5 protein-coding genes are annotated in these 15,853 nt (G+C 73.9%); 1 reads left to right on the top strand and 4 read right to left on the bottom strand.

Features of this window, described 5'->3' with window-relative positions:
* Window positions 1–57: 57 nt before the first annotated feature.
* Window positions 58–762 carry a thioesterase II family protein gene (locus AC156L_RS06335; protein WP_330876333.1) on the top strand — a complete coding sequence of 235 codons (705 nt, stop codon included), beginning with the start codon at window positions 58–60 and terminating at the stop codon, window positions 760–762.
* A gap of 10 nt (window positions 763–772) precedes the next feature.
* Here AC156L_RS06335 and AC156L_RS06330 read toward each other — a convergent pair whose 3' ends face one another.
* From AC156L_RS06330 to AC156L_RS06315, 4 genes are read right to left on the bottom strand one after another with little or no spacing between them, the layout of a single operon-like run.
* On the bottom strand, window positions 773–5,371 hold the full coding sequence (locus tag AC156L_RS06330) for an amino acid adenylation domain-containing protein (protein ID WP_330876332.1): 4,599 nt from the start codon (window positions 5,369–5,371) through the stop codon (window positions 773–775).
* 11 nt (window positions 5,372–5,382) lie between these two features.
* Entirely contained in the window at window positions 5,383–7,887 is a 2,505-nt protein-coding gene (locus tag AC156L_RS06325; RefSeq protein WP_330876331.1) for a MupA/Atu3671 family FMN-dependent luciferase-like monooxygenase, read from the bottom strand.
* Window positions 7,884–10,886 (bottom strand): type I polyketide synthase, encoded by a 3,003-nt coding sequence (locus tag AC156L_RS06320; protein WP_330876330.1) that lies wholly within the window; start codon window positions 10,884–10,886, stop codon window positions 7,884–7,886. Before AC156L_RS06320 ends, AC156L_RS06325 begins: the two co-directional genes overlap by 4 nt.
* Complete coding sequence (locus tag AC156L_RS06315; RefSeq protein ID WP_330876329.1) at window positions 10,879–15,852, bottom strand: MupA/Atu3671 family FMN-dependent luciferase-like monooxygenase; 4,974 nt, start codon at window positions 15,850–15,852, stop codon at window positions 10,879–10,881. The genes AC156L_RS06320 and AC156L_RS06315 overlap by 8 nt, the downstream gene beginning before the upstream one ends.
* Between the last annotated feature and the right edge of the window lies 1 nt (window position 15,853).

Below are 15,853 nucleotides of genomic sequence, written 5' to 3'. Positions count from 1 at the left end.
GCGAAGAACGACTGGATCGCGTACCGGCGGCCGGTGGAGAGCGGCCGCCCGGTGCGGTTGTTCTTCTTCCCGTACGCGGGCAAGGGGGCCTCGGGCTACCGCGAACTGGCCGACCGGCTGGGCGAGGAGATCGAGCCTGTTCTGGTGCAAACGCCTGGTAGGGAGGCTCGTCTGCGGGAACCCGCCATCGCGGACATGGACGAACTGGTGGCGCGGTTGGCGGACGGGCTGCGCGGGTTGCTGGACGTGCCCTTCGCGTTCTTCGGGCACAGCATGGGCGCTCTCGTCGCGTTCGAGCTGGCGCGGAAGCTGGAGGAGGAGTCGGGTGCGCCCGGCCCGCTCCACCTGTTCGTGTCGGCCGAATCGGCGCCGCACCTGATCGTGCCGCCCGCGGTGACCAATGACCGGCTCAGCGACGCCGAATTCCTGGCGGACCCGATCAGGGTGCGCGAGGACAGCCCGTTGAAGGCCGATCCGTTCTTCGTCGAACTCATGCTGCCGACCTATCGCGCGGACTCGCTGTTGGTCGAGAGGTACCAGTCGCCTCCTGATCGTGTCGTGCGCTGCCCGATTTCCGCGTTCGTCGGTGAATTCGACGAAATTGTCCCGCAGGATGACGTGGCGGAATGGAAGTCCCACACCGCCTCGTCATTCCGGCTCCGGTTGTTGCCCGGTGACGACGGGGCGTTCTTCCGGCCGGAGTCGGTCCCGATGATCACTTCCGCGGTCGAATCCGACCTGGAAGCGCCACCGGGACCGTGACCGGTCCGCCTCAGCCGTCCTGAGGGCGCTGGGCGAGCAGTTCCCCGACCGGCCGGTCGGGATCGGCCATCATCGCGGTGAGCAGCTCGGCGAGGTCCGCGCCGAGCTGCCGCACCGTGTCCGAGTCGACCCTGGCGGTGTCGAAGAGCATCGCCACCCGCAGCGGTCGGGGGTCCACCGACACGATGAGGGCGGCGCCGACCCTGGAGAACCCCTGCGTGTCGAGCATCCGCAGGCCACCGGGCATCGTGTCGTCGAAGTTGTGCGGGTAGTTGTGCAGCAGCAGCAACGTGTCCCACAGCGGGCCGCCCGCGCGGTCGCGGAGCACCTCCAGGCTGGCGGGCGCCAGCTCCTTGAGCCGGATGCCCCGCTCCTGGAGCGACCGCAGCCACTCGACCACCGGTAGCGCCGGGTCGACCCGCAGGCCGGACGGCACGGTGTTGATCAGGAGTCCGAGCATGTCCTCGACGGCGGGCAGCTCGGCCGGGCGGGTGGAGAACACCAGTCCGTACCGGACGTCCGTCGTGGCCGTGTGCCGGGCGAGCACCGCCGCCCACGCGCCCTCCAGCATCGCGCTGAGCGTCAGCCGGGCGCGGTGCACGAACGTCTCGGCCTCGGCGGGCAGCTCGAACCGCAGCTCCTCGTACGGGGCCTGCCGTGCGACCGGTGCGGGGTCGAACAGCGTCACGGGCCGCAGGTCGGCGAGGAACTCCGTCCACAGCGCGTCCGCCGCCGCCTCGGCGCGGGGCGCGAGCCAGTCGACGTAGCGCCCGAACGACTCCGGCGCGGCGAGTTCCGGCACCGGCTCGCCGTCGCGGATGGCCGCGTGCAGCCGGAGCAGCTCGTCGAACAGCCGCGCGTAGCTCCACCCGTCGAGCAGCACGTTGTGCCGCGTCCACACCAGGCTGTGCCGGTCGTGGGCCAGGCGCACCAGGGAGAGCCGGGACAGCGGCGCCGTGTCCAGCCGGAAACCCCTGCGCCACTCGGATTCGATCCGCTCGCGCCTGCGCCGCTCCTGCTCGGCCTCCGGGTACGCGCTCCAGTCCTCGTGGGTGAAGACCGGCTCGACAGCCGGGTGGACGGTCTGGGTGTCCCCGCTGACCGACGTGCGCAGGACCGGGTGGTGGGCGGTGAGCGCCGCGAACGCCGCGCGGAGCGCGTCCGGGTCGACGTCGCCGGACAGCAGCGCCTCCGCGGGCACGACGTACATCCCCTTGCCCGGTGCCAGGGCCGCCTCCCGCACCATGCCGATCTGCAACGCCGTGAGCGGGAACGTCGCCCCCACGGGCTTGGCGGGTGCGGGCGCGTCGACCACGGCCGTGGCCACGGCGGCGAGTTCCGCGACCGTCTGGTGGCGGAACAGCTGCGGCACGGTCACCGCGAGGCCCGCGCGCCTGGCCTTGGCGATCACGTGGATGCCCCGGATCGAGTCGCCGCCCAGCTCGAAGAAGTTGTCGTCGCGGCCGATGCGGTCCACGCCGAGCACGTCCGACCACAGCCCGGCGAGCAGTTCCTCGCGCTCGCCGACGGGCGCGCTGTACCCCGCGGCCACGTCCGGCCGGTCGCCGGTGGGGGCCGCGAGCGCCTCGTGGTCGAGCTTTCCGCTGGGGGACAGCGGAAGCCGGTCCAGCTGGACGTACGCGGTCGGGATCGAGTGGTCGGGCAGCCGGTCGGCCAGCCACGCGCGCAGCGCCGCCGTGCCGACCGGGTCGCCCACCAGGTAGGCGACCAGCCGCCGTTCGCCGTGCTCGTCCTCCCGCACGACCACCGCCGCTTCGCGGACGCCCGCGTGCGCGGTGAGGGCGGCCTCGACCTCGCCGGGTTCGACGCGGAACCCGCGGACCTTGGCCTGCCGGTCGATCCGCCCGAGGAACTCGATCACGCCGTCCGCGCGCCACCGAGCCCGGTCGCCGGTGCGGTACAGCCTGCCGCCGGGCGGCCCGAACGGGTCGGCCACGAACCGGTCCGCGGTCAGCCCCGGCCTCCCGAGGTAGCCGCGCGCCAGCTGCACGCCGCCGATGTGCAGTTCGCCCGGCACGCCGATCGGCTGCGGGCGCATCCGGTCGTCGAGCACGTAGCACGTGGTGTTGTCCACCGGGCGGCCGATCGGCATGACCGCCGCCTCGTCCGGCGCCACCGGCCAGTGCGTGACGTCCACGCTGGTCTCGGTCGGCCCGTAGAGGTTGTGCAGCTCGACGTGGCCCAACCGCGCGGAGAACTCGGCGACGAGCCCGGCGGGCAGCGGTTCGCCGCCGCTGAACACCCGGCGCAGCGCGGTGAGGCGGGACAGCCCCGGCTCCGCCAGGAAGTAGCGCAGCATCGACGGCACGAAGTGCACCGTGGTCACGCCGTGCCGGGCGATCAGCTCGACGAGCTGAGCGTTGTCGCGGTGCCCGTCGGCGTCGGGCAGCACCACGCGCGCGCCCAGCACCAGCGGCCCGAAGAACTCCCACACCGAGAAGTCGAACGTGTACGCCGCGTTCTGGAGCATCACGTCGTCCTCGGTGAGCCCGTACTCGTGCTGCATCCACAGGATCCGGTTCAGGATCCCCCGGTGCGGCACGAGCACGCCCTTGGGCTCGCCCGTCGAGCCGGAGGTGTAGATCACGTACGCGAGGTTGTCCACGGTGGACCCACCGGCGGCCGGGAGGGCGTCGCCGAGCGGCAGCACCTCGTGCCCGCCGCCGTCCGCAGCGGTGATGAGCAGCCGCGCCCCGCTGTCGGTGATCATGAAGTCGAGCCGCTCGGCCGGGTAGGCCGGGTCGAGCGGCAGGTACGCGCCACCCGCCTGCCACACCGCCAGCAGCGCCACGAGCTGGTCCACCGACCGCGCCATCCGCACGGCCACCACCACGTCCGGCCCGGCACCGCCCTCGCGGAGCCGTCGCGCGAGGGCGGCGGCCCGGTCGTGCAGCCGGGCGTAGGTGATCTCGTGCTCGCCGTCGACGACCGCGATCCGGTCCGGGGCGCGTTCTGCCCGCGCGGTCACGAGTTCGTGCACCGGTCGGTCGAGCGCGAACGCCGCCGCCGTGTCGTTCCAGTCCCGCACCACCCGCCGCAGTTCCGGCTCGGGCAGGATCTCCAGCGTCGACAGCGGGGCGTCCGGCGCGGCGACCGCGCCCTCGACCAGCCGGGCGAACTGCTCGGCCAGCCGCCGCGCGGTCGAGGTGTCGAACAGCGCGGTGGCGTACTCGATGTCGATGATCAGCTCGTCGGGGGCGTCCCAGGCGTACAGCGTCAGGTCGTAGGTGCTGTACCGGCGGGGCACCGGGAACGACGCCCCGGTCACGTCACCGAGGTCGGCGACCAGGGTGGGCGGGGTCGGTTGCGACACCAGGGTCGCCGAGAAGATCGGCGGACGCGACTGGTCGCGCTCCGGCGCCAGCTCCGCCACCACCCTGGTGAACGGCACGTCGCTGTTGGTCAGCGCGCCGAACGCCACGTCGCGGGTGCGCCGCAGCAGTTCCCGGAAGCTCGGGTCGCCGGACAGGTCGCCGCGGAAGGTGGCCATGGTGACCAGGTAGCCGACCACGCGCTCCAGTTCCGGTGCCGACCGCGCGGACACCGGCGAGCCGATCGCCACGTCCTCGGTGCCCGCCCAGCGGCCGAGCAGCACCTGGAACGCCGCCAGCAGCGCGACGAACTGCGTCGCGCCCTCGTCGCGGGCCAGCGCGCGCACCGCGTCGCGCAGCTCGCCGGACATCGTGGTCCGCAGCCTGCTCCCGCCGTTGTCGCGCACCGCGGCGCGCGGTCGGTCCAGCGGCAGGTCCAGCGGCCGCACGCCCCGGAGCTGCTCCTTCCAGTACTCCAGCTGACCGGTGAGGTCGACCGGACCGCGGTCTCGGGTGGTCGGGGCGGGCCGCGGCAGCCCGCGTCCGGCGTAGTGGTCGGCCAGCTCGTCGCAGAGCACGGCGAGCGACAGGCCGTCGGCGACGATGTGGTGCGCGTACAGCAGGAACACGTGGTCGGTCGGGTCGAGGGCGAGCAGCACCGCGCGCACCAGCGGCCCCTCGGCGAGGTCGAACGGCTCGGTGAGGCGGTCGAGCGCGACCTGCCGCGCCTTGTCCACATCGGACACGTCGACCCGGTCGAGCGCCACCTCCAGCGCGGGCAGCACGTCCTGGTGCGGGACGCCGTCCGGGCCGGTGGGGAACCTGGTGCGCAACGAGTCGTGCCGGGCCACCAGCGCGTCGACGGAGGCCTGGAGCCGGGCCACGTCCAGCGGCCCGGTCAGCCGCAGCGGGAGCAGTTCGGTGTAGGCGAGGTTGCCGGGCGTCAGCTGGTCGGCGACCCAGAGCTCCTCCTGCTGCGCCGAGAGCGGCAGCGGGCCCGCGCTGATCGCGGCGCTGTCCACCGCCGGTTCCGCCCGGAGCCGCTCGGCCGCCTCGCCCACGGCGGTGGTGAAGTCGGGCAGCGCCGGGTGGAAGAAGATCAGCTGGAGCGGGAGGGGCAGGCTGAACAGCTCGCGCAGCCTGCCCATGAGCCGGGCGCCCTGGATGGAATCGCCGCCCAGCTCGAAGAAATCGGCGTCCGCGGGCAGCTCGGACCTGCCGAGGACGTCGCGCCATACCGGCGTGACGGCCGCGTGGACTTCGTCGCGGGTGTGCACTGTGGTACTCCTCAGGAACGGGGGCGCTGGTCGCCGAGGCGGACTTCGAGCTCGTCCTGGTCGACGTGGAAGCGCCGGGAGCCCGACGTGGGCAGGTCGCCGACGCGCAGGTCGGGATCGGTGACCGCGGCGTCGAGCATGGTCGCGAAGGTCTCGATGGTCGACACGACGGTGTCGCGCGCGAACAGGTCGGAGTTGTACTCGATCCGGCCGAACATGCCGTGCGCGTCGTCCCACAGCGAGACGGTGCCGTCGTAGAGCGACGTCCTGGGGTCGGTGTCGAGCGGGCTCAGGGTCAGCCCGGAGATCGCCACCGGCTCGTCCCAGCGCAGGAACAGGTACCGCAGCTTGAACAGCGGCAGCCAGTCCAGGTCGCGCTCCGGCGCCAGCCGGTCCACCAGCGCCTGGTACGGGACCTCGGCGTTGGCCAGCGCCGCCGAGGTGACCGCGCGGACGTCCGCGAGCGCCGAGCGGAAGGTCTGCTCCGGCCGCAGCCGGGTGCGCAGCGGCATCGGGCGCAGCAGCAGCCCCAGGAGGTTCTCCGGCGCCCAGTCGCGGTTGGCCGTCGGCGAGCCGAGCACCAGGTCCGACTCGCCGGTGACGTGGCCCAGGCAGGCCACCAGCGCGGTGTAGGCGGTCATGAACGGCGTCACCCGCTCCGCCCGGCTGACCGCGTTGAGCTTGGCCGTGGTCTCGTGGGAGAACAGCATCCAGGCGCGCTCGCCCTCGAACGTCTGCTTCGCCGGGCGCTCCACGGCCATCGGCAGGGTGACCGGGTCCGGTGCTCCGGCGAGCTGCTCGACCCAGTGGTCGAGCTGGTCGTCCAGCTTCCCGCCGCGCAACCGCTCGCGCTCCCGTTCGGCGAACGCCCGGTAGGGCACCGCGGGCGGGAGGTCCGGTGCGCGGCCGAGGACGAGGTCCCGGTAGGCGCCGAACAGCTCGCGCAGGAAGACGGTGAACGACACCCAGTCGGTGATCATGTGGTGCTTGACCACCGCCAGCTGGTGGTCGTCCTCGGCGAGCCTGATCAGCGCCACCCGCACGGCGGGCCGGTCGTCGGGGAACGGGCGCCGGGCGAACTCCGTGCGCAGCTCCCGCGCGGCGCGCACCCGTTCCCCCGGTGGCACGTCGGTCACGTCGAACCGCTCCAGCCGCACCGCGAAGTCGGTGCCGATCCGTTGCAGCGGAACGCCGTCGCGCGTGTCGAACGTGGTGCGCAGCGCCTCGTGCCTGCCGCCGACGAACCGCAGCGCGTCGTCCAGCGCGTCGGCGCGCAGCGGTCCGCGGATCCGCAGCCCCGTGGTGACGTAGTTGGCCGGACCGGCGGGGTTGGCCAGTTCCAGCCTGCGCATGCGGTCCTGGTCGATGCCCAGCGGTGCGGTGGTGACCGGCGCGGTGGTGGCCGTCTGGCCGTCCTTCACCCCCGCCAGCAGGTGGATGCTCTCGACCGCCCTGTCCAGCGGGACGCCGAAGTCCACCAGGCAGGCGATCTCGTCCACGCCCGCGTCGCCCAGCCGGGCCAGCAGCGGGCGGACGGTGTCCGGCGAGCCGATCAGCGCGGTCTGCGTGGAGTACATCTCGTAGGCGAAGTCCAGCCGCGCCTCGACGTCGACCTCCGGGTCCTGGTCGCCGACCATGTCCCGCTGCTGTTCGAGGTAGCCGCGCAGGTACTCGCGCAGCGGTGCCGCGCACAGGTCCCGAGCGGCCGTCGCGTCCCGGTCGAGGTAGGCGTGCAGCATCACGGTCACGGTGCCCGCGTCCGGGTCGTGCCCGTGCGCGGCGCGGGCGGCGCGGTAGCGGGCGATGTTGGCGGCCAGGTGTTCGGGCGACTGGCCGATCAGCGCCGACAGCACGTTCGCGCCGAGCTCGCCCGCCTTGGTGAAGCTGTCCGGGTTGCCGGACGCCGTGACCCACACCGGCAGTTCCGGCTGGACGGGGCGGGGGAACGGGGTGGGCGTCACGGTGGTCCCGCCGGGACCGGGGAAGTCCACGGTCTCGCCGCGCCACAGCTTGCGCACCACGTCGATCGCGTCCCACGTCCGCTCGCGGCGGTCCTCGTAGTGGTCGGGGGCGAGCGCGAAGTCGGTGCCGTGCCAGCCCGTGGCGAACGACAGGCCGACGCGTCCGCCGGACAGGTTGTCGATGACCGACCAGTCCTCGCAGACCCGGATCGGGTGGTGCAGCGGCAGCACGAGGCTGCCCGCGCGGATCCGCACCCGTTCGGTGGCCATCGCGAGCGCCGCGCTGAGCACGGACGGGTTCGGGTAGAGGCCGCCGAAGGAGTGGAAGTGCCGTTCCGGCGTCCACACCGCGGTGAAGCCGAGTCTGTCGGCCAGCGCGGCCGTGTCGAGCAGGAACCGGTACCGGGGCTCGTCCTCGGCGGCGTTGGCGAAGTAGAAGAGGCTGAAGTCCAGCGTCCTGGCCGGTTTCGCCGAGCGGGTGTGCAGCCGCTCGGTGAGAGCGGCCCGTTCCGCGGGCGTCAGGGCCGCGAGCCGCTGCCGCAGGGTCCGCGTCATGGCGTTGCTCCGTCCGTGCCGTCGGCGAGCAGGTGGGCGATCTCGTGGTCGGGCAGCGCGGACAGCTCGGCGACGAGCGCGTCGAGGTCCTCCTCGGTGTCGCCCTGGTCGGTGCCGCTGATCAGCGCGGCCAGGTCCGCCACGCCCGGCGCCTCGAACAGGTAGCGCACCGGGAACTCGACGGCGAACCGCTTCCGCAGCCGGTGCACCACCTCCGCGGCCAGCAGCGAGGTCCCGCCGAGGCCGAAGAAGTCGTCCTGGGGGCCGATGTCGTCCACGCCGAACGCCTCCCGGAACACCGCGATCACGATGGCCTCGGCCTCGGTCGTGGTGGCCCGCCCGGTCGTGGCCACCACCGGTGCGGGCTCGTCGACCGGGGCCGTCGCGGTCGACGACCTGCCGGGTGCGGTGATCCAGTGCCGCTTGCGGGTGAACGGGTATCCGGGGAGCGCCGCGACGCGCCGGGGCCCGTCCCCGTGCACCGCCGTCCAGTCGACGTCGACGCCGTGCTCCCAGGCCTGGCCCAGCGCCGCCAGCAGGTGCTCGTCGTGGTCGCCGCCGGTGAGCGGCAGTGAGCTGATCGGCGCGTGCCGGAGTGCCCGCAGGTGCCTGCGCGCCAGTTCCGCCATGCCCCGGCCCGCGCCGACCTCGATGAACAGCGTGCCGGGATCGGCGGCCAGCAGGTCGAGGGCGTCGCCGAAGCGGACCGCCCGGCGTGCCTGGCGCGCCCAGTAGGCCGGGTCGGTCGCCTGGCCCGGTTCGATGAGCGCTCCCGTGACGCAGGAGGCGAACGGGATCGACGGCGGCCGGAGCGGGGTCCGGCGCACCTCCTGCTCGAACCGCTCCAGCACCGGGTCGAGCATCGCCGAGTGGAACGCGTGCGAGGTCTCCAGCACCTTGCAGCGCACGCCGTTCGCCGACAGGGTCCCGTGCAGCCGCTCGATCGCGTCGGTCCGGCCGGACAGCACGCACTGCCGGGGTCCGTTGACCGCGGCCAGCTCCACGCCGTCGGTCAGCAGCGCGACCGCCTCGTCCTCGGGCAGCGCGACGGCGAGCATCGACCCGGCGGGCAGCGCCGCCATCAGCGCGCCCCTCCTGGCCACCAGCCGCACGGCGTCGGGCAGGTCGAGCACACCGGCCAGGCAGGCGGCGACGTACTCGCCGACGCTGTGTCCCGCCATCGCGGCCGGCGCGACACCCCAGTGCTCCCACTGCCGCGCCAGCGCGTAGGAGTGCGCGAACAGCGCGGGCTGGGCGAGATCGGTGCGCCGCAGGGCGTCCGGGTCGGAGCCCGCGTCCAGCAGCGGGTCCCGCAGGGCGACGCCCTGCCGCTCGAACAGCTCCACGCACCGGTCCAGTTCGGTGCGGAACACCGGCGCCACCCGGTGCGGGCCCGCGGCCATCCCCGGCCGCTGCGCGCCCTGTCCGGGGAACAGGAACACCACCGAGGGCGGGTCGCCCGCGATCCGGATGCGCCGCGCGCTCACGTCGCGCAGCCGGTCGACGGCCTGCTCCGGGGAGTCGGCCACCACGGCCAGCCGGTGCGGCAGGCGGCGGCGGCCGGTCGCCAGCGTGTGCGCGACGTCCGCGAGCCCGCTGTCCGGGACCGCGTCGGCCAGCCGCAGCCGCCACGCCTCCAGCGACCGCTCGCTCGCCGCGGAGAGCACCAGGAGCTGCCTGCCGGGCACGTCCGGCGCGCTGTCGGGCACCGCCGGGGGCTGCTCGACGACGACGTGCGCGTTGGTGCCGCCCATGCCGAACGAGCTCACCCCGGCCCGGCGCGGGGTGTCGCCCCCCGGCCACGCCGTGGCCGTCGTCGGCAGGTAGAACGGTGAGCCGTCCAGTTCCAGCAGCGGGTTCGGGGCCTCGAAGTACGGGCTGGGCGGCAGCACGCCCTCGCGCACCGCCAGCACGGCCCTGATCAGCCCGGCGATGCCCGCCGCCGCGTCCAGGTGTCCGATGGACGCCTTGGTCGAGCCGAGCGCGACGCTGCCCGCGGCCACCCCGTCGAACGCCCCGCGCAGCGCCTCGACCTCGATCGGGTCGCCGATGGGCGTGCCGGTGCCGTGCGTCTCGACGTACCCGATGCTCTCCGGCTTGGCCTCGGCGATGAACAGCGCGTCGCGGACCACGGCGGCCTGCCCGGTCACGCTGGGCGCGGTGAAGCCGACCTTGCCGGAGCCGTCGTTGTTGACCGCCGACCCGCGCAGGACGGCGTGCACGCGGCGGTGCTGCGCCCTCGCCTCGCCGAGCCGTTGCAGCACGACGACCCCGACGCCGCTGCCGCCGACGCACCCGGCGGCGCGGTGGTCGAACGGCAGGCAGTGCCCGTCCGGCGAGTTGACGCCGCCCTCCTGGTAGAGGTACCCGACCCGGTGCGGCAGCTCGATCGTGACGCCGCCCGCCAGCGCCAGGTCGCACTCGTGCGACAGCAGGCTCTGCGCGGCCAGGTGCACCGCGACCAGGGACGTGGAGCACGCGGTCTGCACGTTCACGCTCGGACCGCGCAGGTTCAGCCTGTAGCTCGTGGTGGTGGCCAGGAAGTCCTTGTCGTTGAGCAGCCTGGCTTCCAGCGGGTTGAGCGAGGACCCCAGCGCGGGCACGACGTTCTGCCACAGGTAGCGGGTCATGCCGGTGCCCGCGAACACGCCGATCCTGGCGCGCAGCCGGTCGGGGTCGCAGGCCGCGTCCTCCAGCGCCTCCCACGCCGACTCCAGGAACACCCGCTGCTGCGGGTCCATCACGCGCGCCTCGCGCGGGCTGTAGCCGAACAGCTCCGCGTCGAACCGGTCGTGGTCGGCCAGCGGGGCGCTCGCCGGGACGTAGGCGGGATCGTCGACCAGCTCGGCGGGTTCCCCCGCCTCGATCAGCTCGTCGCGGCCGTAGAACGACACCCCTTCGGCGCCCGCCAGGCTGTTGGCCCAGAACTCGGCCACCGAGGGGCTGCCGGGGAACCGGCCCGCCATCCCGACGATGGCGATCAGGTCGTCGTCAAGCACCGGAACCTCCCCTTCTGCGCTGGAGGAACCGGCTGCGGCCGGAGCGCCGGTCCTCGATGTCCTCGATGTCCTCGTGCGCCACGGGGGCCGCGCCCTCCATCGAGGCGGCCAGCGAGGCGATGGTGGGGTGCGAGAACAGGTCGACGAGCCGGGGGGCTCCGGCGCCCAGTTCCGCCAGCTTCGCGTGCACCCTGATGAGCAGCAGCGAGTTGCCGCCCGCGTCGAAGAAGTTGTCGTGCACGCCGATCGAGTCGACGTCGAGCACGGACGACCACACCGCCGCCAGCCTCCGCTCCAGGTCGCCGCGGGGTGCGACGGGAGCCCGCGCGGGTGGCGGTGCGGTGGGTGTCGCGGCCAGCGCGCGCCGGTCCACCTTGCCGTTGGGGGTGAGCGGGAAACCCGCCACGGCCACGAACCGCTCGGGCACCAGGTACCCCGGCAGCGCGTCCGCGAGCCGAGTCCGCAGCGCCGCGAGGTCCAGGGGCGCGTCGGCGCGGGTCGCGGGCCGCGCGGGCAGGCCCGCGCGGCGACCGTGCACGATGGAGACCTCCAGCGCGTCCAGCAGCACCAGCGAGTGCGTCTCGAACCCGCGCTTGGTCAGCACGGCCAGCACCTCGTCGCGCCGGTCGTCGCCCTCGACCTCGACGCAGACCTGGCGCACCAGGTCCCAGTCGGTGTCCGACAGGCCGTCGAGCACGTCCATCTCCGCGCGCTCGACGTCGATCTTCAGCAGGTCGATCCGGTCGAGCGCGTGCTCGCGGACCACCTCGGACAGCGTGGTGAGCGCGCAGTCGTAGGACTCGTTGCGGTAGCGCTGGTCCAGGAACTGCTCCACGTCCCGCTCCGGCCCGTCGAACAGCACGGCCGCCCGCTCGCGGTCGGCGACCGGGTCGGCGTACCGGCCCGACAGCCCGGTCAGCTCCGGGTAGTGCGTGAACGACGCCGTTCCCGGTTCGGCGGCCAGCCCGGCGTTGACGAGGACGGCGTCGATGCCGTTGGCGCGCACGGTCTTCTCCAGCCGGGCGAACGTCGGCGGGATCGGCTCGACCGCGATGATCCGCGCGGGCCTGCACCGCCGGTGGGCGAACAGCGTGAACGCGCCGACGTTGGCGCCCGCGTCGACCACGACGGCGCCGTCCCACAGCCGCAGGAAGCCGTCGAGGTACTCCTCGTTGACGAAGATCTCCTGGTGCAGCTCGGCGGCGCCCCGGCGGTCCACCGTCGCGAGCACCCCGCCGGTCGGCAGCGCGACCAGCTCGGGGTCGTCGCCCGCGTCCACGCCGCCGCGCGGCTTCACGTAGGCCACCAGCGCGGCGCGGTCGGTGCCCTCGTCCGCGACGCGCACCACGGCCTGGTCGACGTCGGGGCTCGCCTCGATCGCGGACTCGACCTCGCCGAGCTCGATCCGCCTGCCGCGCAGCTTCACCTGGCCGTCGGCGCGTCCCCGGTACTCCAGCACGCCGTCCGGCCGCAGCACCGCGATGTCCCCGGTGCGGTAGAGCCGCTGGCCCGGCGGCCCGAACGGGTCCGGGACGAAGCGGTCGGCGGTCAGCCCCGGCCTGCCCCAGTAGCCGCGCACCACGCCCTCGCCGCCGATCAGCAGCTCACCGGGCACGCCGACCGGGACGGGCTCGCCCGCCGCGTCGACGAGGTGGACGCGGGTGTTGGCGATGGGCCGCCCGATCGGCGGTGCGCCCGCGGCCGGGTCCACCGGGTGCAGGGTGGACCAGATCGTGGTCTCGGTGGGCCCGTACGCGTTGAGCACGGCGCGCTGCCCGGACTCGGCCAGCCGGGTGGCGAGCGCGGCGGGGAACGCCTCGCCGCCGATCACGAGCTGGTCGAGCCCGCGGAACGCGCTGAGCCCGGCGTCCGTGCCGGTGAGCGCGAGCGCCAGCGACGGCGTGCACTGCACGTGCGTGACGGCGTGGCGGGCGAGCTGGGTCGGCACGGTGTCGTCGGACCCGTCGGTGCGGGCGTAGGCCGCGCGGAGCTCGTCCAGCCGCGGCAGCGACTCCAGCACGGTCGTGGCGTCGATGCCGAAGTCGATCAGGCAGGCGATCTCGTCCACGCCCGCGGCGACGATCCGGTCCACCATCGGACGGCACGACTCCGGCGACCCGAACAGACCGGCCTCGGTGGCGTAGCGGTCGTAGAACACCGACAGCAGCTCGTCCAGCTCGGCAGGCGGCACCGAGTCGAGGTCGACCGGGCCGTCCGGCCCGGTGAGCAGCTGCTTGATCAGGCCGAGCGAGCTGCGCAGGTAGGCGATGAAGGGTTCGCGGACCCGCTCGCGCACCACCTCGGGGTCGCGGTCGACGCTGGTGTGCACCATGAGGGCGACCCTGCCGGTGCCCGCGTGCCCCGCCTCGGTCCACGCCTCGCGGTACCGGGTGATCTTGACCGCCAGCTCGTCGAGGTCCTGGCCGAGCAGGTGGGTGAGCAGGTTGACGCCCTCCCGGCCCGCGGCCTCGAACGTCGCGGGGTCGCCCGCGGAGGTCAGCCACGTCGGCAGTTCCGCGGTCACCGGCCGGGGGTGCGTGCGGACCTCGATCTCCTCGCCCGCCCCGTTGACCCGCGTGACCGCCTCGCCGCGCCAGAGCGCCCTCACGGTGGCCATGCCCTCGGCCAGCACGCGCTTGCGGTCGGCGTGGTTGTCCGGCGCCAGCACGAAGTCGTCGGCCAGCCAGCCCGACGCGAACGACACCTCCGCGCGCCCACCGGACAGACCGTCCACGACGGACCACTCCTCGGCGACCCGCAGCGGGTCCTGCAACGGCAGCACGACGCTGCCCGCGCGGATGGCGATCCGGTCGGTCACCGCGGCGATGGCCGCGCCCGTGACGGCGGGGTTGGGGTAGGGGCCGCCGAACGGGTGGAAGTGCCGCTCGGGCGTCCAGACGCCGGTGAACCCGTTGCGGTCGGCGAACTTCGCCCCTTCCAGGAGCAGCCGGTAGGCGTCGTGGGTGCCGCTGTCGGCGCTGGCGAAGTAGAACAGGCTGAAGTCCACCGGGGGCACCGGGGCGTCGCCCTGCACCACGACGGTGACGCCGCGGGCCAGCGTCCACAGCAGTTCGAGCGCGGCGATGTCGAACGAGACGCTCGTCGTCGCCAGCCACACCGATCCGGGGCCCGCGGTGATGTGCTCGTCCATGGCGTGCAGGAAGTTCGTCAGCGTCCGGTGCGGCACGGTCACGCCCTTCGGCGTGCCGGTCGAGCCCGACGTGTAGATCACGTACGCCGGGTTGTCCGGCCGCACCGGCACGGCGGGGGCGTCGGCGGGGTGGTCCCCGATGCCGTCCAGCCCGGTGAGCACCACGGACGCGCCGGAGTCGGCGAGCATGAACTCCTTGCGCCGCACCGGGTACTCGGGGTCGACGGGGACGTAGGCGCCACCGGCCTTGAGCACGCCGAGCAGCGCCACGGGGAGGTCCTGGGAACGCCGCATCGCCACCGCGACCAGGCTTTCCGGCCCGATGCCGCGCTCGACGAGGTGCCGTGCCACCCGGTTGGCCCGCTCGTCCAGCTCCCGGTAGGTCAGCGTCGTGGAGCCGAACACGACCGCGGGCGCGTCCGGTCGCGACCGCGCCTGCTCCGCGACCAGGTCGTGCACCAGCGCGTCGCGGGCGTGGTCGAGGTCGGTGGCGTTGAGGGCTCGCACCACGTCGGCGTCGGCCGCCGTCGTCAGCGGCAGCAGGGACAGCGGCCGGTCGGGGTCGGCGACCGCGCCCGCGAGCAGCGTCGTCAGGTGCCCGGCGAACCGGACGATCGTCGCCTCGTCGAACAGGTCGGTGTTGTACTCGACGACACCGGTGGAGCCGGTCGCGCGGGTCTCCACGGTGAGCGCGAGGTCGAGCTGGCTGGCGCCGCTGTCGACGGGCACCGGGTCGACGCGCAGCCCCGGCAGCGCCAGGGTGAGCGCGGCCGAGTCGTGCAGCGCGAACAGCACCTGGACCAGCGGGGAGTGGCTGGGGTCGCGCGGCGGGGCCAGTGCCTCCACCAGGCTCTCGAACGGCACGTCCGCGAACCGGTAGGAGTCGAGCGCGTCGCCGCGCACCCGGTCGAGGAGTTCGGCGAACGACGGGTCGCCGTCGAGCGAGGTCCGCAGCACCAGCGTGTTGACGAAGAAGCCGACGAGCCGTTCCAGCTCGGGGAGGGTGCGGTTGGCCACCGGTGTGCCCACCACGAGGTCCGTGCGGCCGGTGTAGCGGTGCAGCACGGCGAGGAACCCGGCGAGCAGGGTCATGAACGGCGTCGCCCCGCGGGCGGTGCCCAGGTCCCGCAGCGCGGTCATCAGCGCGGGGTCGAGGTCGAACCGGTGGGTGGCGCCCGCGTAGCTCTGGGTCGCCGGTCGAGGCCGGTCCGACGGCAGTTCGAGCAGCTCGGGCGCGCCCGCCAGCCGTTCGCGCCAGAACGCCAGGTGCTCGTCGAGCACGGGCCCCGACAGCCGGGCGCGCTGCCACTCGGCGAAGTCGACGTACTGCAACGGCGGCGGGGCCGACGTGGCGCCGCGGTAGGCGTCCCCCAGCTCGGTGAGGAACACCTCCAGCGACACCGCGTCGGAGACGATGTGGTGCGTCGTCACCAGCAGCACGTGGTCGTCCTCGGCCAGGCGCACCAGCAGCGCCCGCAGCAGCGGCGCGCGGTCGAGCGCGAACGGGACCGCCGCGGCCTCGGTGAGCAGGGCGGGCAGTTCCTCCTCGGTCGCCGACACCGTCGGCAGCTCCACCCCGACGGAGTCCTCGACCACCTGGTAGACCCGGCCGTCGACCTCGACGAACCTGGTGCGCAACGACTCGTGCCTGGCGACGACCGCCGCGAGCGCCGTGTGCACCCCGGCCACGTCGAGGTCGCCGCGCAGCCGCAGGGCGACCGGCAGGTGGTACACCGGCTTGCCGGGTACGAGCTTCTCCAGGAACCAGAACCGCTCCTGGCCGAACGACGGTCTCGCGCTGCGCAGCTCCGCCATG

Source organism: Umezawaea sp. (assembly GCF_057122925.1).
Note: the sequence above shows the minus strand (reverse complement) of the source record. Positions and strands in the feature narration are given on the sequence as shown.